The sequence below is a fragment of the Sneathiella glossodoripedis JCM 23214 genome (assembly GCF_000616095.1).
In the GTDB taxonomy this organism is placed as follows: domain Bacteria; phylum Pseudomonadota; class Alphaproteobacteria; order Sneathiellales; family Sneathiellaceae; genus Sneathiella; species Sneathiella glossodoripedis.
In genome coordinates, this window is record NZ_BAMS01000001.1 from 1,295,442 (window position 1) to 1,312,755 (window position 17,314).

The window sequence follows — 17,314 nt, forward strand, 5'->3', positions numbered from 1 at the left end:
ATAGGATATGCAAACGCTGTGCCGAAACTGGGCCTCAAAACGTAGAGGTGAAATAAACTTCAAGCCGCATTAACAGTTTTCGTATTCTAGACATCAGTTCAGTATGTCCATCATGTAATCGCAGAGGGTCGGATTCCATATACAGGTCTCTGTTCAACTCAATCTGCAATGTATGGGTTTTAAGAGACGGATCTGCATAGTTTTGAGTTATATACCCTCCGGCATATGGCGCATTGAAACTGATGGTGTAGCCTGTCTGGTCCAAAATTCCCGCAATAAATTCAGAAAATTCCGAGGGGCAGGTTCGGCCAAAGCGATTGCCCAAGACAATATCAGCAAGTTCTAGGTCGGACGATTGAGCTTCAGAATTACCGGGCATTGAGTGACAATCAATTACAAATGCTCGTCCAAATTTTTTTCGGCATAGTGCGATCAGACGCTGCAGAGCAGTATGATAGGGATAGTAACAACTATTCAGGCGGTATTCTGCCTCACTATAGGGAAGTAAACGATCATAAATAGGAGTGTCTGCGGACACTAGTTTTGGAATAGTGCCCAGCCCTGCAAGGACGCGAGGCGAGGAGTGGCAGGATTGGTCAGTTGGAGCTGATACAAACATTTCCAGATCAATTTCATTGGCTGCACGATTGACATCACAATAAGCGCGAGGGAAATTTGCATGGATAAGAGGAGCACCGAATGCTGGCACATCTTTGAAGAGATAGTGGACGTTAAAATCTTCTGAAAGGCGTAGTTGTTCTGGATTAAGGCAGGTCTGGTGGAGGAACTTTTCTGAATAGTGATTCCCACTATGCGGAGACGAAAAAATCAGAGGTAACGTCCATTGATCCGGTAGTTGGATACAATAAGGGCTCTGTTCAGGGTTTTTCACTGAATTCTCCGTCGTGACACCGGATGCAGGTGGTGTTTGTCACAAATATAAGATTTTTGTGGTTGGGCTTTTGCCTTAACCAGCACAATAGTATAGGCTAGGGTAAAGATTACAATGCTTGATAAAGATTGGCGTAAAATTTTGACATGGCCCGTATACTGCTCGCAGAAGATGATAATTCGGTAAGGCATTTTTTGGCACGCAGTCTTGAGCTTGCTGGTCATGAGGTGTTGGCTTTCGCTGATGGTGAAGACGCCCTTCCTGCTTTGAAGGCGGGACCGTTTGATATTCTGGTGACTGATATCGTCATGCCACGCATGGGCGGGTTGGAACTTGCCATGAAAGCACAGGAAGCAAATCCTGGTGTTCCTATCATTTACATCACCGGTTTTTCAGCCGTGTCAGTTGAGGAGCCTGAAGCACAAAGTGGTATCAGTCAGTTGCTCTCAAAGCCATTTCATCTGAGTTCTCTGGTGGAAGCTGTTCATAAAGCACTTAAAGCCAAGGAAGCGTCCTGAATTTCATGCTGCCTAAAAAAGAGGGTTGCCAAGTTTCTACTCGCAGATTATAAGACGCGCACTTCACGTGCTTGCACGATGTGGGTGTATAGCTCAGTTGGTTAGAGCGTTGCCTTGACATGGCAGAGGTCACAAGTTCGAATCTTGTTACACCCACCATTCCCTATTCAATTAAGTTTACTGATTTTTTCGCTTTACAGCGTTATTTTTGCTCGCTAACATCCGCGGCATGAAACACGCACGTACACATAACACTATTGTGGCCGTCATTCTTGGACATAGAATGGCGGAGTTTTAAGAAGATTAAGATGTCCGCCCTTGAGGGGTCGGATCGTCGTGCAAGTTTTCTTCCCCTCGGGGCACCGAGAGGAGAAGAAAATGACTTTAAGATCAACAAAACCAAAATTGCATTTTTTCTGCGGTAAGCTTGCGTCCGGAAAAACCACTCTTGCGCGTCAACTGGCCGAAAAGGAAGAGGCTATACTGATCAGTGAGGACCTTTGGTTGTCACGCCTGTTTCCAGAGGAAATTCAAACTTTCGAGCAATATTTGACCATGTCTTCGCGCTTGAAAAGGATCTTGCAGGATCATGTCAAGGATCTGCTTAAATCCGGTGCAAATGTCGTCATGGATTTTCCAGGTAACACACGAGCTCAGCGGGCGTGGTTTAAAAACCTACTAAAAGAAGTAGGGGCAGAGCATGAGTTGCATTTTATTGATCGAACTAATGCCGACTGTCTAGTGCAGCTAAAAAAACGTAACCGTGAAAAGCCTGAAGGGTCAAAGTTCACGACACCTGAGGAATTTATGATGGTAACCGGATATTTCGAAGCCCCTCGTGAGGATGAGGGGTTCCGAATGGTCCGCCATTAAGTTGACGTCCCGTCAGCACCCGCGCCAGATCCCATATGAACAGACGGGGCTTTGCCGGGTGCTGGCATCGCAATGGCCAAGCCTGAAGGGGTGAGAAGTTCGACACCGGTCTTGTCCAAGAGCTGTTGAATTTTGTGGTTGATATCATATCGAACTTGAAAATATTTTTGACCCGGTACCCATGACCTTAGACCAATTACATAACCACCATACGTAAAATCATGTATGCCTACTTGAGGTTCTGGTTCATTGGGGATATCGGGATGATCCGCAAGAATCTCAAGAATGCCTTGTATTAAGGCCTGAGTATCTGTCTCTGCTGAGACACTAAAACTCGTCTCAAGAATTCGAGTGTCATGTGAATTGACAATGACTTGTCCCACAATTTCTTTGTTGGGAATTGATATTTCCTCCCCATCCTCGCCGGTTAGAAAGGTAATGCCGAGCGTAATTTTGTTTACAACCCCGCTGACACCTAGAACAGTGATCACATTGCCGACAACAAAAGGCCGGGTCAGTATGATTGCGACTCCAGCACCGAAGTTGGAGATCGGACCTTGCAGGGCAAGGGTTGCTCCCAGAGAAACGGCACCTGCGAGCGCGATTAATGGCGCAATGCTGATGCCGAAATTACCTAGCGTAATGATGATAAGTAGGATTAGAAGAACAAATTTGATGGTGCTGCCAATGAACTGTGACAGGGTTTGGTCTATACCGCGGGCGATTGCCAATTTGGTCAGTCGCGTTCCAATCCAGTTGGAAACCATCATGCCGACCAGTAAAAACGCTAACGCACCAAGAATTTGAAAGCCGTATTTGATAGCAAACTCAACCAATAGGTCGAGCCACTTGTTTACGGTTTCCAAATTTTCTTCTAATCCATCCATCATTAGGCCCGCCGTATCTTACTTAAATAAACCTTTGACAGTTCCTGCAGCTCCTTCAAGCGCTTTTCCTGCCCCTTCAGCGGCCCCACTTTCAGTAATGCTTTTGGTAACAGAACCTGCTGCATTGCCAAGCACACCAGAAAGCGATTCAAGTGTTTTCCCAACCCCCAGATTGGTCACTACACCCATGGCGCTATTGGCGATAGTATCAACAACTTTTGCCGCTACCTCACCCGGACTGGCGCCGCCTTCATCCTTGCCAATATCCTTTAGGTGAAGTTTTGGCAGGCTGCCTTCAATGCGCTTGTTCATGGTAATCGGAGCCTTTACAACGACTTGCCCGTTTTGAATAATGATTGAATCAATGATGAGTTTAGGGCCATCACCACTTTCCTCATTGGAGGAAGAGTCGCTTGCGCCTCCATTCGCTGCGATAAACTCATCTACATTCTTCTTAATTGTGTCCAGATTGTTGGTAACATTATTTAACTCATAAGTTACCTTGGGAGCATCTACTATGATGGATGTAATGTGGATAACATCTCCAGTGGTTTTTTCAACATTGAGTGCAAGGGAAATTTGACCAAGCTCAAAAGCCGATGGCTCTTCAAACCCAGCCGGATTACCGACTTTCAGGCCTTTCAACCCTCCTTTCCCCGAAGTCATGTCAATATCGACTTCAGCAAGTGTAACTTCTGATTTCGTTACATCAGAGCCATAACCTTCAACAGCAGCGATGATGATTTTATCGAGATTGAAATAAACCACTCCGACAAAAACTGCTACGACGATCACTAGTACGGCAATTGCGCCACCAATAATTTTACCCATCTGGACCCCTCTAGAATAAAGTAATTGCGTTTTGGATACTGCCCGCGACCTGCATTTTAAGCAATTGTAAAATCGACTGAATATCCATACGAATTTATAGAAATGTTTCTACTGCGTACAGTTTTCAATTGGTGACAGGCGTTAGAGGAGTGTTTAGACTGCAGGAGTTTAAAACTCCTCATCAGAAAGGAAAAATAAAAATGGGACCACTGGCGGGAATAAAAATTGTAGAAATGGGTGGCATAGGGCCGGGCCCGATGTGTGCGCTACTCCTTGCAGATATGGGGGCGGAGATTATTCGCATCGACCGATTGCAGGAAACAGGGCTGGGCGTTCACACAGATCCAAAGTTCAATTTGTTAATGCGGGGACGCCGTTCAATCGCAGTAGACAGTAAATCTGAAGCCGGTCGAGAGGTTATCTTAAAATTGATTGAGCAGGCGGATGCACTCATAGAGGGCTTTCGACCCGGCGTGATGGAACGATTGGGGCTGGGGCCTGATGTCGTTTTTGAACGCAATGAAAGAATTGCGTATGGCCGTATGACCGGTTGGGGACAAGATGGTCCTTTGGCGAGGGCTGCAGGGCATGACCTGAACTATATTGCACTTTCCGGTGCGTTGCATGCCATTGGCCGTAAAGATGGCCCGCCTACACCACCGCTTAATCTGGTCGGCGATTTTGGTGGCGGTGCACTTTATTTGGCGATGGGACTGTTGGCGGCTATCTTAGAAGCCAAAACGTCAGGTAAGGGGCAGGTGGTTGATGCTTCCATGGTTGAAGGTGCGGCCAATTTGATGACAACTTTCTTTGGGTTGAAAGCCGCCGGACGTTGGACTGACGAGAGGGGAACAAATATCCTCGATAGCGGGGCCCATTTTTATGATGTCTACGAAACAGCAGATGGCAAATATGTGTCTATCGGTTCAATTGAGGGTAAGTTTTACAAACTGCTTCTTGAAAAGACATGTCTGGATAAAGAAGAGTTGCCAGATCAAATGGATGTGAGCCAATGGCCACTGCTAAAGGAAAAACTGGCGAAGGTAATCAAACAGAAAACGCGGGATCAGTGGTGCGATATCATGGAAGGAAGTGATGTCTGTTTTGCACCCGTGCTGTCTATTACCGAAGTTGCCGATCACCCCCACAACAAGGCGAGAGGAAGCTTTGTTGAGGTTGATGGAGTTCTGCAGCCGGGACCTGCACCCAAATTCTCCAGAACGCCAAGTGAAATTCAGCGACCTCCTTGTGCGCCAGGTCAACATACTGATGAGGCACTTGCCGATTGGGGATTTGAAGTTGCAGAAATCGCCAGTCTAAAAGATAAATCTGTCATCAGATAGGGTGTCTTAATCGGTCAGGCTCCAATCTGTGCCTGACCGATAAAACTACACTATTTCAAAAACTTGACGTTTGGTCGGATTTGCGAGACCCTTAACCATGGTTGTAAAGGGGACAGGCAATGCTGCTTAAACATCCAAATGCAGATGACAGGGAAGAAGCTCCACTGGTTCTGGGGGGGCACGAACAGGTAAAAGCGGTAAGGAAGTCGGGGCTCGCCTCCAAATTATTCTTTGGTCTTCTTTTTCTGGTTTCAATTCTTTGGCTTGCAAGCGTAGCTGTTTATGCCGACCGGCATATAGGCTACACCAATATTCTGCATATGCTACCCCATGAAATTGGTGCATTTTTTGCCGGTGCATTTGCGCCTTTGGCATTTTTGTGGTTGTTGGGCGCATTTTTGCGGCGTGGGATAGATAATCGTCTTCAAGCAGGTGCACTTGACGCGTTAATGCGCGAGCTCTCCTACCCAAGTCCCGAGGCAGAAGCGAGGGTTGCCAGTCTTACTTCGACGTTACGCAGGCATGCACGCGAAGTCCAAAGTGAAACGGAAAACGCTGCGACACGATTGCAGGCAGTCAATGCAGAATTAGATAGCCAGCAACTGGTCGCGAGCGAAGCTGTGGGCAAATTAATAGCGAACGCTGATGATTTGCAAGAGCAGATGCAAGTGCGCCTGGATAAGATCTCTCAACTTCTTCAAGATGCACAGAGGCAACGTGATGAACTTGACACTGTCGCATTTGAACAGGAAGAGCGGTTAAAAGAAGCATATGGATTTGCCGAGAGGAAAAGTGCCGAGATTAGTGAGCGGCTTAAAGATCAGATAGAAAATTTACAAAAAGCAGTTAAAGCGGCTGAAGAAAAAGCCTCTGTTATGGTCGAGTTGTTGGACAATACAAGTCACTCCATTGAAAGTATCGCCAACCAGACACTTGAGAAAGCAAACAGCAGTAGTGAGGCTTTGAGCAGTCAAATTAGAAGTCTCGATAATGCTGCGGACAATGCGAGAGAAAAGCTGGATCGTGGTAGTGATCAATTCAAAGTTCGAATTGAAGAAATTGAGGCTGCAGCAGGTCAATCGAAGTCGGCCCTCACTCTTGCCAGCGATGAAGTGGCGGACAAGGTGTCCGAACTCTCACAGCGCAGTTCGGTAACATTGGAGCGTTTGTCAGATCTGCGCAATCAATTTGGTGAAGGCATAGGACAACTTGATCGTGCTATTGAAAGTTTGCAGCAAAAGCAGGTTGAATTCCGCTCCACCGCCCATGAGATAGGTCAGGATGTTAGCCATTCCAGCGAAGTGCTGGGTACTGACGCTGCCCGCCTTGCAACGTTATCTGGTGAGCTCTCTGAAGACATAATTCTGGCATCTGAGAAACTCAGGACAGAAGTGAATGAACTTCAAAAATCTTTTAAAGTGGCTGAAGCTGATCTTGATCAGGTGGAGGATATCTTGATGCGGGGACAGGAGTTGCTTGCTAAAGCAGGTGAAACGTCCTTGGAGAATGCTGAGACCCTGAAAACGCGTTTGGACGATTACACGAGCGAACTTGATTCAAGTAGTGAACGTACTGCAAACAGAACAGCACAGATACAAGAGAAGTTTCGCAAACAGCTCAATGCTCTACAAAATGCTGCGGAACGAATTGATGAAATGTCGCAGGATATTTCGTCGAGACTTGATGAGAATATTGATAACCTTTCTGCGGCCAGTCTGGAAGCCAACAACCAATTAACGCGCATTGGAAACGGGTTTCAGCGTCAGGCAGAAGCATTGAATACAGCGACTACACGTATGTCTGAAGAAATTCGGGATGCTGGTGAAGGGTTAAAGCGAGAAACGCAGGATATTGAGCAATCTGGTGCCCGCACCAGTCGTTCCATTAAAGATGCTGTATCTGAATTGGAACAGAAGCAAAAAGATCTGGCCGCCAGTGCGGATATATCGGGGTCGAAACTATCAATGGCTGTCGAAGAAGCTGTCCGTCAGCATCAGGATCTAATGGCCAGTGCGGAGCGAGCGACGTTGCAGGCCCGTCAATCAGGTGAAAGCGCGCATTCGCAAAGTGCAGAGCTTGCTAGAATAGCGGAAAAAGCTTCCGCTGAGTTAAGGGCGATGGGTGATCAAGCCCGCGAATATGTGGACCAGTTAACATCTGCCGCTGAAAAAGCGAACCGCGAAGGTGAGCATCTTTCCAAGAATGCCAAGGAAAATGTGGAGCAGCTAGGCGAGGCAAGTCAGTCTGCAAGAGATCAGTTTAAGGAGTTGGCTTCTTTGTCGGAACAGGCACGCACAAACGCCGAAACTATGGAAAAAATGTTGAAAGAAGAAACGGCGGCCCTTACCGACGTGGCACGTGAACTGGCTGATAAATCGGAATATATCGAAAATTCGTTGAGCGAGCGTGCAAGGTTACTGCAAAAAACAACAGGCTTATCCAACGTTGCTGGTGACGCCTATCGACGTAAAACACTTGAACTTGCCAAGGCAAGCGAATTGATGTTGAGCGGCTTGCAGTCTGCAGATGAAGCCCTGAACAGGCATCGCAAGCAAATTGATAACACACGGGCGCGTTTCCAAGTGGACCTGGATAGTTTGACCCGACAGATGGCGGAAGCCGGCGAACATGCGAATGCGCGAACGGATCAGGTCACAAGATCTTTCCGGGAAAAAGCAAAAGAGTTGATACAATTTGTTGAACAGGCTCAAGCGGGATCGCAAGAGTTAATCAAGCAGTTTGAAGAACAGAAAAAACGCCTGGAAGTGACATCAAAGCAGGTTGAGAACTCTTTGACTGAAACATCAGGTATATTGAGTGAGGAGAGCAAGAATTTAAGAAATGCTTCCAACAGTGCTGCAGAAGAAGCACTTGTAGCCAGCTTGAAATTCCAGCAGCAGGCCGATCGCCTAAAAGAGGCATCAGCGAGGGTAAAACGGCAGACTGAGGAAATAGAAGAACGCCAAAAGGCTTACAGTGGTGAAGCATTCCGCAAAGCATCTGCGCTGATCATTGACGGTTTGCATTCAATTTCCATTGATTTGGCAAGGTCTTTGGATAATACACTGCCCGAAGAATTGTGGAATCGTTATCGTCGGGGTGAAAAGAGCATATTCACTAAAAAATTACTCAAAAATAAGGATCAGGAGCTCATTCGCAAACTCTACAGGGAGAGTGGTGATTTTAGGCGTTATGTGGATCAATACAGATCATCATTCAACCAACTGCTTGATGAGACAGAACATTCTGAATTTTCTCAGTTGTTATTTGATACCTATTCAAGTTCGGATATTGGTAAGGTATATTTAATGCTGACAGACGCTCTAGGTACAGATTAGGCGTTTGCCAGTAGCACTTAATTATAGGGGCGGACATAGCATGAGCGAAGAGCCGAGCAATGAGATAGTAGAAGCAGCGCAGAATAAAAGCGCAGGGAAGATGACACAGATTGTGTATTTTCTTTATTTGGCAGCAATAGTGATACCGTTTGCAAGTGTTGTCGGTGTAATCATGGCTTATGTTAGCAAAGGGGACGGGCCGGAATGGATGCAGAGCCATTACCAGTTTCAAATCCGTACCTTTTGGATATCCCTCCTGCTTGGCTTCATAGGAGCAGCGCTTACGGCTGTTGTGATCGGCTTTATCGTTCTGCTTGCACTTTTGGTCTGGTACATACTGCGCTGTGTAAAAGGATTAAAATATCTTGACCAGCAGGTTCCTGTTCCTGATCCTAAAACATGGACATGGTGATCTATATATAATTAAAAAACCCGCCATTTGGCGGGTTTTGAATTTAAACTTCCAGTCGGGCGACAACTTGCCCTTCATTGACCGGATCGCCTTCCTTTACCAGAATCTCAATCAGCGTACCATCTTCTGGTGCATCGACCGGTATTTCCATTTTCATGCTTTCCAGAATCAGAATGCTATCATCCTCCTCAAGCTTTTGACCAATTTCAGTCTCGATCTTCCAGACTTTGCCCGCAATTTCACTTTCAATATCGATGACTGCCATGTTGACCTCTTTTTCTGATTGTTATTGGCTGACATAATGTTTTCATATGTCAGCCAATTTTCCAAACAGAAATTCGTCACTTAGTTTAGGAAGCTTCAGCGGCGCGAGAGGCTTTTTTTCTTTCATGCGGGTCGAGGTAGCGTTTGCGCAATCGAATGTGATTGGGCGTGACTTCAACCAGTTCGTCATCATCAATATAAGCAATTGCTTGTTCCAATGACATCTTGCGTGGCGTGGTCAGACGAACGGCTTCATCCGATCCTGCGGCACGAATGTTGGTAAGCTGCTTGGCTTTTAGCGGATTTACCTCAAGATCGTTGGGTCTGTTATGCTCACCAAGGATCATACCTTCATATACATCCACACCGCTACCGATGAAGAAGGCGCCTCGGGCTTCGAGGTTCCAGATTGCGTAGGCAACAGCTTTACCTGTAGCGTTTGAAATAAGTACACCATTTCTGCGACCGGGTATCTCACCTTTGTGAGGTGCGTAGGAGTGAAAGAGTCGGTTCATGATGCCGGTGCCACGAGTATCTGTCAGAAACTCCCCGTGATAGCCAATTAACCCGCGTGTAGGACAAAGGAACGTCACTCTGGTTTTGCCTCCGCCGGAGGGACGCATGTCCGTCATGGTTCCTTTGCGAAGTGCAATTTTTTCAACAACGACACCAGAAAATTCGTCATCTACGTCTACGACAACTTCCTCAATAGGTTCAAGTGTTGCGCCACTTTCCTCGTCTTTTCTAAAAAGCACTCGTGGGCGACTGATGGAGAGCTCAAAGCCCTCTCTGCGCATGGTTTCAATCAAAACACCAAGCTGCAGTTCTCCGCGACCAGAAACAATATAACTATCGGCCTCTGGACTGTCTTCCACACGGATGGACACGTTGCCTTCTATTTCCTTCATGAGGCGATCACGAATAACCCGGCTTTGCACCTTATCGCCGTCTCTTCCTGCCAGCGGTGAAGAATTTATGGCAAATGTCATAGATATGGTCGGCGGGTCAATTGGCTGAGCGTCGAGGGGCTCTGTTCCTTCCGGTGTTAGAATAGTATCAGCCACCGTAGTTTTCATTAATCCTGCAACGGATACAATGTCACCAGCTCGAGCTTCCTCAATTGCTTCTCGTTCCAATCCCCGAAACGCCATAATCTTCGACGCACGTGCGTCTTCGACCTTCTTGCCGCCTCGGTTTAAGCCCTTGATCGGATCGTTGGTTTTAAGCACGCCTGATTCTACCCGGCCTGTGAGCAAACGGCCCAGATAAGGGTTGCTTTCAATCGTTGTAACGAGCATTCGAAATGGCGCGTTCTCGTCGACTTTCGGCGCGGGAACATGCTCAACGATCAAATCAAACAACGGGTTGAGGTTTGCTTTCTCTTCGCTGAGATCAGTGACTGCCCAGCCTTCTTTTGCAGAAGCATACAAAACCGGAAAATCCAGCTGGTCTTCCGTTGCATCCAGTGCAACCAGCAAATCAAAGCACTCGTCCAGAACTTCTTCGGGGCGCCCGTCGGGCCGATCAGCCTTGTTTATAACAACAATTGGGCGAAGTCCCAATCCCAGTGCTTTTTGGGTTACAAACTTGGTTTGTGGCATGGGGCCTTCAGCAGCGTCCACGAGAACCACAACACCATCCACCATACTCAGGATCCGCTCAACTTCGCCGCCGAAATCAGCATGGCCCGGTGTATCAACAATGTTAAGGCGATAATTATTCCACTCAACAGAAGTACATTTTGCCAGAATGGTAATGCCGCGCTCTCGCTCCAGATCATTCGAATCCATTGCCCGCTCAGCAACCTGCTGGTTTTCTCTAAATGTTCCACTCTGTTTTAAAAGGCCGTCAACAAGAGTGGTTTTCCCATGGTCAACATGGGCGATGATGGCAACGTTACGAATTTCCATGATATTTAACGCAATCACTAATTTAAAAATGCGCGCGCAGTATAGCGGCGAAGCTATATATAGCAAGCTCTGATGAAAGAATGATGAACCTGAACGCTTTTTAGTGCTTTAAAGGGTCAAAAGATTTCTGCGCTGGTCTTGAATGTTGTGTCGTCAATGGACTTGATCAGGTCAGACCATGGTTTAATTCGCGGCATTTCGTATCTGTAAAAATACTGACAGGCCACCAACTTCCCATGATAAAAATCAGGATTTTTAGCATCATTGTCAGATAACTTTTCAGTCGCGACAATTGCCATTCTCAACCAATGCCACCCAATTACCATATGGCCAAACATATCTAGGTATAGAGTTGCATTCGCAAGCGCCAGATTGACGTGGCCCTTTTCTAGTTCCTTGCCGACTTTCAGTGTGGTTTCGATAATGGTGTCGAGGCTGTTTTTCAGGGTCGCTGCAAATTCTGATAACTTGTCGTATTTGTTAGCCTGTTCAATTGTTTCAGTGATTTTTTGGGCGACCAGTTTAAGGCCTGCTCCGTTATTCATCATGACTTTACGACCCAACAGATCAAGTCCCTGTATCCCGTGAGTACCTTCATGAATAGTTCAATCGATTGTCTCTGTAATACTGCTCAACAGGGTAATCGCGCGTATATCCATATCCACCAAGGATTTGAATGGCGTGTTTGTTAGCTTCAAGACAAAACTCACTTGGCCAAGACTTTACCACTGGCGTTAATGTATCCAGTAACAGGGACGCTTCTGCGCGATCCTTTTCGTTGGGTGACGTGTTTTCATCATCCACAAGATCTGCTGCATAGAGACAAAGAGCCAACCCACCCTCTACTGCAGCTTTCTGAGCTAACAGAAGGCGTTTTATATCGGCATGTTCGATCAGCATCAGTTGATCTGAGGTCGGGTCTTTTCCATCAGGGTGTCGCCCTTGAGGTCGATTCTTTGCGTACTCAAGACTGTAGAGATAGCCAGCGTAACCAAGGCTTACCGCACCGAGGCCAACTCCGATACGGGCTTCGTTCATCATATGGAACATATAGAATAACCCTTTATGTTCCTCACCAATCAGATATCCGACGGCCCCCTCATTTTCTCCGAAATTTAGAAGTGTATTAGTGGTTCCACGATACCCCATTTTATGATTGAGGCCAGCAAGGCTGACATCATTCCGCTCTCCAATGCTTCCATCATCATTGACAAGAAATTTGGGGACAATGAAAAGGGATATCCCTTTTACTCCGGCTGGGCCACCGGGGACTTTCGCCAAGACCAAATGGATAATGTTTTCAGACAGCTCATGTTCACCTGCTGATATCCACATTTTATTTCCTGTGATGCGGTATGTCCCATCATCCTGTGGAACCGCCTGTGTTTTGATATCCGACAAAGAGGATCCAGCCTGTGGTTCAGATAGGCACATGGTTCCAAAGAAGCGACCTTCAATCATAGGTTCCATGAAGCGGTGTTTTTGTTCATCACTTCCGTAGGTTCGCAAGACATTCGATGCGCCGATGGTCAAAAATGGATAGCCTGCGGTTCCAACATTTGCACTATTGAAAATGGCGCTACAGCTCATCGCTACTGAAGCCGGTAACTGCATTCCACCAACATCATAATCATGCTGAATACCCATAAAACCAGCATCAATATAAGCTGCCAATGCATCCTTAACTTCGGGAATTATGTGAACTTTTTCCCCGTCAAATGTTGGTTCATTTTGGTCAGCTTTCTGATTATGGGGGGCAAACAAGTCCCCTGCGATCTGTTCAGCAGTTTTTAAAACCGCGTCAAAAACGGCCTCATCATGTTCCGAGAAACGGTCCCGAGAGCAAAGTCGTTTGACATCGAGCATTTCTGTTAAATGAAAGGAAATATCTTCAAGGCTGATTGTTTCCAGAGGCATCGGTCATACTCTTTTTTATTGATTAGTGATACTCGCTGATTTTGTTTAGCATAGTTTTGCGCCCCCTGTTCAACGCTTTTATTGCAAATTTGATGTGAAGCCTCTTGTTCGGTGAACAGCACTTGCAATCAATTCTAATTCTGCCTAACAATGTGACATGCGTCACATTGTGATCGCGGTCACAAAGAAGGTATTAATGCTGACCGGTCATGCTGAGACGATTTTTGGGAGGTAGAGTATGATCGTCATTCCATCAGCACCAATGCGGAATAATTCGGTTGCGTCCATCTATGTGAATAAGGTGTTCACAGAAGAAGAATGTAACCAGATTCTAGCATCGCTGGATGAAGATAAATGGGAAGAAGCAATGGTGGGCGGTGTCGTGGAACGCGGCGTTTTCACTGTTGAGAAAGATTATCGCAGTAATTATCAGCAAAAAATACCGGTGAATGAGGACGGTTTTCCGTTAAATCGCATTGCGCAGGAGATCAGTCATGCAAACTCCCAACTATGGCGATTTGATCTTGGGGGATTTGCTGAAGATGATTTGCCTTGGGTAATGAACTATTTTCGGCAAGGGGATCATAACAACTGGCATGTTGATTTGGGGCAGCGAGAAACAGCGTCGAGAAAGCTGGGCTTTTCACTGCAATTGACGGAAGGTACCGAATATGAAGGTGGCGATTTTGGGTTTCACCGTATCGAAAAGAGCGAGAGCAATTGACAGGCAAGGGAACCTTGATCGTGTTTCCCGCATTTTGGCTTCACCGTATCGCTCCTATGACGAAGGGGGCGAGAAAAGTGGTCGTCGGTTGGATCCATGGTCCCAGCTTCAGGTAGAAAATAATGAACAAGATATCAATGTTACCGCTTCGTAATTCCAATGTTTCCCTGTCAATGCACTGGCAGGTTTTAGCTCCCAAGGAATGTGCGCAGATTGTGGCACAGGCCAACATGTCTGCATGGAATTGCAAATTGCCTTTAGGGCCGGGAAACGTGCCGGTTTTCCCTGATACTAAAGAGGTCAAAGCGATTGAACGGCAACGTCTACCTTTGGGAAAAAATGGTTACCCGCTGGATCAGATTAATTTCGGAGTTTGCCAGGTGAACTCGGATGCGTGGCGTTTTGAACTGACGGGCGTTCCAGCAGATGATATGCCGTGGCTTTCGCGGCAAAAAAAAGGCAACTATTCTGAGGACGACTGGCAAGTTGATATTGGCCCCGGTTTCACTTCCTCGCGAAAGCTAAGCTTTATTTTACAGCTCTCCGACCCATCCAGTTATGACGGAGGGGATGTAATTTTGCATAACATGAACACGGATACGCAAGGATTTCGCCAGCAGGGAACTCTGATCGTTTTCCCTTCTTACTGGCTGCACCGCATTACTCCTGTAACCAGAGGAACCCGCCATTTCATATCAGGTTGGTTGCACGGTCATAGTTTTCGCTAAGGATATCAACCCCATAATTGGGGTTTACTGGGGTGCATAACGCTCTCGTCAAATTCAATTCCGTTGTTTCGGTCTTTATCCAGCAGTAGCGGACCATCGAGATCCACGAAACGCGCGAAATTACCAAGCAGCATAGCTGGTGCCATCGCTAGGCTGGTTCCAAGCATGCAACCCACCATAATTCCTAGGCCAAACTCGCGGGCAGCCTCAGCCATTTGTAGGGCTTCAGTCAATCCGCCGGTTTTGTCGAGTTTGATATTTACAAAGTCATAGTTACTGGCCACCCTGTCAAGGGTAGCTGTGTCGTGGCAACTTTCATCTGCACAAATCGGAACAGCGCGTGCAACTTCAGAAAGATTTTCATCATCTGATGAGGGGAGGGGTTGCTCTATTAACTCCACGCCCAGATCCGCCATGGCCTGAATATAATCTTCAAGCATATCGTGCGACCAAGCTTCATTGGCATCGACTATCAGGCGACTCTTGGGAGCGGCTTTTCTCACTGCCGTAACCCGATCAATATCACCTTCACCACCCAGTTTTAATTTCATCAGCGGTCGGTGAGCATTTACCTGTGCCGCACTCGCCATTTTCTCCGGTGTGTCAAGTGATAGTGTATAGGCAGTAATCAAGGGCCCCGGTTTTGCTATTCCCGCAAGTTCTGCAACAGTTTGGCCTGATTGTTTGGCTTCCAAATCCCAAAGTGCGCAATCAATGGCATTTCTCGCAGCACCACTTGGGAGCAGGCTGAGTAAATCAATGCGGCCCGCTCCATGATTAATAGCATCACGTACAGTGGAAATTTGATCGAGAACGGTTGAAAGGCTCTCTCCATAACGGGCATAGGGAACGCACTCTCCCATACCCTTATGTTTGCCATCTGAAATTTCCACCACGACAACTTCTGCCGTTGTTTTAGCGCCGCGGCTGATCCTGAAGCTGCCTCTAATCGGCCAACTTTCCTGATATGCAACAAGTGATCTTGTGGGCATTACAGATTGTCTACAATGGGAGCAACGCCTGTCCTGAAGGCATCCACGGTTGGCAGGCCATATTCATCTTCTATTTTTTTGAGCAGAGCATCCCCTTCTTCGATAGAGAGGCCAGATGTATTTATGCTAATGCCGACAAATTTTGCATTTTTATTTGTCAGTTGCGCCGCCTGCAAATTCATGTCCATGCATTCTTTGAAACCGGGTAATGGTTGATGGGGTAAGCCTCTCATATGCGTGCGGGTTGGTTCATGGCACAAGACTAGCGCATCAGCCTGTGCTCCATGTAGCAGGCCCATGCTCACACCCGCAAAAGAAGGGTGAAATAATGACCCTTGCCCTTCAATAATGTCCCAGTGATCTTCTTCATTTTCAGGAGAGAGAATTTCAACGGCACCTGAAATAAAGTCAGCTACAACAGCATCAATGGAAATACCGCTCCCGGCAATGAAAATGCCCGTCTGACCTGTTGCTCTGAAGTCCGCCTTCATGCCGCGTTTCAGCATTTCTTTCTCAATGGCGAGAGTTGTATACATTTTGCCTACGGAGCAGTCCGTTCCGACGGCAAGAAGACGCTTTCCTGAACGCGGAGTTCCTTTACCAGTTGGCAAGTCTTGAGTTGGATGTCGAACATCAAAAAGGCTGCGCCCGTATTTTTCTGCGGCTTCTTTTACTTCGGGAATGGAAGAGAGCCGAATATGTAAACCGCTGGCGACATCAAGGCCTGATTTCATAGCTTCAATGATATCTGCAATCCAGTGTTTGGGCAGGAAACCGCCTGAGTTAACAATACCAATAACCATCGTTTTGGCACCTTTTTGTGCAGCCTCTGCAATGGTAATGTTGTCTATTCCAAGATCTGCCTTGCAACCCTCGAGTTTAAGCTGCCCCAGACACCATTCAGGGCGCCAGTCAACAATACCTTTCGCCGTCTTTGCGCCGAGCTGATCAGGGACATCTCCTAAATACATCAAATATGGTTGTTGCATCTAATACCTCAATTGGCCATCTAACTGGCGTTTTCTTCTGACTGTTGAATTTTGGAAAATTCCTCGTGCAGGGTTTCCAGCTCGCTGTTCATGGCTTGCAGGCATTCTTCACTGGCCCATTCCCGATGCGAACCCTTACCATAAGCAAGTGCATTGCGATAGTACATAAAGGCATTCATTCTGCACTTCACGTAATTATTCTGAGTTCGGACTACCTTGCCTGGCGTGCCCATAACAATTGAATTATCAGGTATAACAGTGCCTTCTTTCAGAAAGCTGTGACCAGCAATGATGCAGTTATTCCCGATGACGCAGCCGTCCATAATTGTCGAGTTAATGCCGATCAGGCAGTGGTCTCCAATTGTGCAGCCATGAATAGTGCAGTGGTGAGTGATCGAGCAGTGTGACCCAATATGTGTGCCAGTAGTATCGCCAATATGGATCATTACAAAATCCTGAATATTGGTGAACTCACCGATCGTGACGTCACGGGTTTCAGCACGAATGACTGAATAGGGCCAAAGTGATGCGCCTTTAGCTATTTTCACTTTGCCATAAACAAGTGCCGTTGGATGGATAAAGGCTGCATTATCAATCGTGACGTCTGGCCCCATATTTGTCATGGTAATCCTTCTCGTTAATCTGGCGGAATTACTTAAATGTTGATACGCAGTTTAACAGGTGACTTCATCGCGT

Annotated in this window: 15 protein-coding genes, 1 tRNA gene and 1 pseudogene; 8 read left to right on the top strand and 9 right to left on the bottom strand. The window is 46.8% G+C overall.

The window, feature by feature from the left end; all coding sequences use genetic code 11:
• Nucleotides 1–34: 34 nt before the first annotated feature.
• On the bottom strand, nucleotides 35–892 hold the full coding sequence (locus JCM23214_RS06485; RefSeq protein WP_025898244.1) for an N-formylglutamate amidohydrolase: 858 nt from the start codon (nucleotides 890–892) through the stop codon (nucleotides 35–37).
• A 146-nt stretch (nucleotides 893–1,038) separates the two neighbouring features.
• Here JCM23214_RS06485 and JCM23214_RS06490 point away from each other — a divergent pair, with 146 nt between their 5' ends.
• The 3 genes from JCM23214_RS06490 to JCM23214_RS06500 all read left to right on the top strand — a co-directional run bounded on the left by JCM23214_RS06490 (nucleotide 1,039) and on the right by JCM23214_RS06500 (nucleotide 2,283).
• On the top strand, nucleotides 1,039–1,410 hold the full coding sequence (locus JCM23214_RS06490) for a response regulator (protein ID WP_025898245.1): 372 nt from the start codon (nucleotides 1,039–1,041) through the stop codon (nucleotides 1,408–1,410).
• Between the two features lie 82 nt (nucleotides 1,411–1,492).
• Nucleotides 1,493–1,569: transfer RNA gene (locus JCM23214_RS06495), tRNA-Val, on the top strand.
• Between the two features lie 219 nt (nucleotides 1,570–1,788).
• On the top strand, nucleotides 1,789–2,283 hold the full coding sequence (locus tag JCM23214_RS06500; protein WP_025898246.1) for a P-loop nucleotide/nucleoside kinase family protein: 495 nt from the start codon (nucleotides 1,789–1,791) through the stop codon (nucleotides 2,281–2,283).
• On the opposite strand, the gene JCM23214_RS06505 is transcribed toward JCM23214_RS06500, so the two are convergent.
• Both JCM23214_RS06505 and JCM23214_RS06510 read right to left on the bottom strand, forming a co-directional pair.
• Nucleotides 2,280–3,173: a mechanosensitive ion channel family protein gene (locus tag JCM23214_RS06505; protein ID WP_025898247.1), complete on the bottom strand. Its 894-nt coding sequence runs from the start codon at nucleotides 3,171–3,173 to the stop codon at nucleotides 2,280–2,282. The genes JCM23214_RS06500 and JCM23214_RS06505 overlap by 4 nt on opposite strands.
• Before the next feature lie 15 nt (nucleotides 3,174–3,188).
• Entirely contained in the window at nucleotides 3,189–4,001 is an 813-nt protein-coding gene (locus tag JCM23214_RS06510) for a hypothetical protein (protein WP_025898248.1), read from the bottom strand.
• A gap of 200 nt (nucleotides 4,002–4,201) precedes the next feature.
• Here JCM23214_RS06510 and JCM23214_RS06515 point away from each other — a divergent pair, with 200 nt between their 5' ends.
• From JCM23214_RS06515 to JCM23214_RS06525, 3 genes are all read left to right on the top strand, one after another.
• On the top strand, nucleotides 4,202–5,344 hold the full coding sequence (locus JCM23214_RS06515) for a CaiB/BaiF CoA transferase family protein (RefSeq protein ID WP_037493009.1): 1,143 nt from the start codon (nucleotides 4,202–4,204) through the stop codon (nucleotides 5,342–5,344).
• 119 nt (nucleotides 5,345–5,463) lie between these two features.
• Nucleotides 5,464–8,682: a coiled-coil domain-containing protein gene (locus tag JCM23214_RS06520; RefSeq protein ID WP_025898250.1), complete on the top strand. Its 3,219-nt coding sequence runs from the start codon at nucleotides 5,464–5,466 to the stop codon at nucleotides 8,680–8,682.
• A gap of 40 nt (nucleotides 8,683–8,722) precedes the next feature.
• Nucleotides 8,723–9,094, top strand: coding sequence for a DUF4870 family protein (locus JCM23214_RS06525; RefSeq protein WP_025898251.1), 372 nt, complete (start codon nucleotides 8,723–8,725; stop codon nucleotides 9,092–9,094).
• Nucleotides 9,095–9,137: 43 nt separating this feature from the next.
• Here JCM23214_RS06525 and JCM23214_RS06530 read toward each other — a convergent pair whose 3' ends face one another.
• From JCM23214_RS06530 to JCM23214_RS19450, 3 genes and pseudogenes are all read right to left on the bottom strand, one after another.
• Nucleotides 9,138–9,359, bottom strand: a complete 222-nt coding sequence (locus JCM23214_RS06530; RefSeq protein WP_025898252.1) for an acyl-CoA carboxylase biotin carboxyl carrier protein subunit — start codon at nucleotides 9,357–9,359, stop codon at nucleotides 9,138–9,140.
• A gap of 85 nt (nucleotides 9,360–9,444) precedes the next feature.
• Nucleotides 9,445–11,268, bottom strand: a complete 1,824-nt coding sequence (typA, locus tag JCM23214_RS06535) for a translational GTPase TypA (RefSeq protein WP_025898253.1) — start codon at nucleotides 11,266–11,268, stop codon at nucleotides 9,445–9,447.
• Between the two features lie 116 nt (nucleotides 11,269–11,384).
• Nucleotides 11,385–13,185: pseudogene (locus tag JCM23214_RS19450) on the bottom strand (acyl-CoA dehydrogenase family protein).
• Nucleotides 13,186–13,423: 238 nt separating this feature from the next.
• Here JCM23214_RS19450 and JCM23214_RS06545 point away from each other — a divergent pair.
• Nucleotides 13,424–13,909, top strand: a complete 486-nt coding sequence (locus tag JCM23214_RS06545) for a hypothetical protein (protein ID WP_025898254.1) — start codon at nucleotides 13,424–13,426, stop codon at nucleotides 13,907–13,909.
• Between the two features lie 122 nt (nucleotides 13,910–14,031).
• Nucleotides 14,032–14,637, top strand: a complete 606-nt coding sequence (locus tag JCM23214_RS22210; protein ID WP_025898255.1) for a 2OG-Fe(II) oxygenase family protein — start codon at nucleotides 14,032–14,034, stop codon at nucleotides 14,635–14,637.
• Nucleotides 14,638–14,642: 5 nt separating this feature from the next.
• Here the strand turns inward: JCM23214_RS22210 and dgcA are convergent, their stop codons facing one another.
• From dgcA to JCM23214_RS06565, 3 genes are read right to left on the bottom strand one after another with little or no spacing between them, the layout of a single operon-like run.
• Nucleotides 14,643–15,629 (bottom strand): N-acetyl-D-Glu racemase DgcA, encoded by a 987-nt coding sequence (gene dgcA / locus JCM23214_RS06555; RefSeq protein WP_025898256.1) that lies wholly within the window; start codon nucleotides 15,627–15,629, stop codon nucleotides 14,643–14,645.
• Nucleotides 15,629–16,618, bottom strand: a complete 990-nt coding sequence (gene dgcN, locus JCM23214_RS06560) for an N-acetyltransferase DgcN (RefSeq protein ID WP_025898257.1) — start codon at nucleotides 16,616–16,618, stop codon at nucleotides 15,629–15,631. The genes dgcA and dgcN overlap by 1 nt, the downstream gene beginning before the upstream one ends.
• 20 nt (nucleotides 16,619–16,638) lie before the next feature.
• Nucleotides 16,639–17,241 carry a gamma carbonic anhydrase family protein gene (locus JCM23214_RS06565; RefSeq protein ID WP_025898258.1) on the bottom strand — a complete coding sequence of 201 codons (603 nt, stop codon included), beginning with the start codon at nucleotides 17,239–17,241 and terminating at the stop codon, nucleotides 16,639–16,641.
• Nucleotides 17,242–17,314: the final 73 nt, after the last annotated feature.

Bases quoted from the DNA above. Each gene is read 5' to 3' on its own strand.
- typA (WP_025898253.1), bottom strand. From the start codon at position 11,268: ATGGAAATTCGTAACGTTGCCATCATCGCCCATGTTGACCATGGGAAA.
- JCM23214_RS06530 (WP_025898252.1), bottom strand. From the start codon at position 9,359: ATGGCAGTCATCGATATTGAAAGTGAAATTGCGGGCAAAGTCTGGAAG.
- JCM23214_RS06565 (WP_025898258.1), bottom strand. From the start codon at position 17,241: ATGACAAATATGGGGCCAGACGTCACGATTGATAATGCAGCCTTTATC.
- JCM23214_RS06510 (WP_025898248.1), bottom strand. From the start codon at position 4,001: ATGGGTAAAATTATTGGTGGCGCAATTGCCGTACTAGTGATCGTCGTA.
- JCM23214_RS06545 (WP_025898254.1), top strand. From the start codon at position 13,424: ATGATCGTCATTCCATCAGCACCAATGCGGAATAATTCGGTTGCGTCC.
- JCM23214_RS06520 (WP_025898250.1), top strand. From the start codon at position 5,464: ATGCTGCTTAAACATCCAAATGCAGATGACAGGGAAGAAGCTCCACTG.
- JCM23214_RS06490 (WP_025898245.1), top strand. From the start codon at position 1,039: ATGGCCCGTATACTGCTCGCAGAAGATGATAATTCGGTAAGGCATTTT.
- JCM23214_RS06505 (WP_025898247.1), bottom strand. From the start codon at position 3,173: ATGATGGATGGATTAGAAGAAAATTTGGAAACCGTAAACAAGTGGCTC.
- JCM23214_RS22210 (WP_025898255.1), top strand. From the start codon at position 14,032: ATGAACAAGATATCAATGTTACCGCTTCGTAATTCCAATGTTTCCCTG.
- JCM23214_RS06500 (WP_025898246.1), top strand. From the start codon at position 1,789: ATGACTTTAAGATCAACAAAACCAAAATTGCATTTTTTCTGCGGTAAG.
- JCM23214_RS06515 (WP_037493009.1), top strand. From the start codon at position 4,202: ATGGGACCACTGGCGGGAATAAAAATTGTAGAAATGGGTGGCATAGGG.
- dgcA (WP_025898256.1), bottom strand. From the start codon at position 15,629: ATGCCCACAAGATCACTTGTTGCATATCAGGAAAGTTGGCCGATTAGA.
- JCM23214_RS06525 (WP_025898251.1), top strand. From the start codon at position 8,723: ATGAGCGAAGAGCCGAGCAATGAGATAGTAGAAGCAGCGCAGAATAAA.
- dgcN (WP_025898257.1), bottom strand. From the start codon at position 16,618: ATGCAACAACCATATTTGATGTATTTAGGAGATGTCCCTGATCAGCTC.